Annotated in this window: 2 rRNA genes; both read right to left on the reverse strand. The window is 56.8% G+C overall.

Annotated features, from left to right (window positions below):
• Positions 1 to 172: ribosomal RNA gene (locus tag AC1DYG_RS18640) — 23S ribosomal RNA — on the reverse strand; the annotation flags it as partial.
• Between the two features lie 338 nt (positions 173 to 510).
• Positions 511 to 798, reverse strand: a 16S ribosomal RNA gene (locus AC1DYG_RS18645); the annotation flags it as partial.

Genomic DNA, 798 nt, shown 5'->3' on the forward strand with positions numbered 1-798 from the left:
CCCTATATATTCAGGCGCGGGTAACACGACATCACTCGTGCTGGGTTTCCCCATTCGGAGACCCTCGGATCACAGCTCGTTTGACAGCTCCCCGAGGCTTATCGCAGCCTACTACGTCCTTCATCGGCTCCTGGTGCCAAGGCATCCACCGTACGCTCTTAACTACTTACAACAAAGATGCTCGCGTCCACTGTGCAGTTCTCAAACAACACACAACCAGGAAACCATGCGCAGACACCGGACCAACAAGGGCTCWCACCCTCGCTGCGGTTTGACCTGCAGTTTCCCGCTTGTCGTTCTTGCCTAGAAAGAAACACTCGCGTGTTCTCTCAGGACCCAACAGTATGCCGATATATTCACCGCCGGCCGGCCACAAGGGACCAACCGATACGCGGAAAAGATTGTCAGTGTTCCACCCATGAGCTCCCGCAGCGAAACAGTGTTCACTAAACGGGCTCTGCCAGACACGACCTCGACTCTTCGAGACCGTCTGCTGGAGATGCTCCTTAGAAAGGAGGTGATCCAGCCGCACCTTCCGGTACGGCTACCTTGTTACGACTTCGTCCCAATCGCCGATCCCACCTTCGACAGCTCCCTCCCTTACGGGTTAGGCCACCGGCTTCGGGTGTTACCGACTTTCATGACGTGACGGGCGGTGTGTACAAGGCCCGGGAACGTATTCACCGCAGCGTTGCTGATCTGCGATTACTAGCGACTCCGACTTCACGGGGTCGAGTTGCAGACCCCGATCCGAACTGAGACCGGCTTTAAGGGATTCGCTCCACCTCGCGGTATCGC

It is taken from the genome of Pedococcus sp. P1_H8, assembly GCF_056405175.1.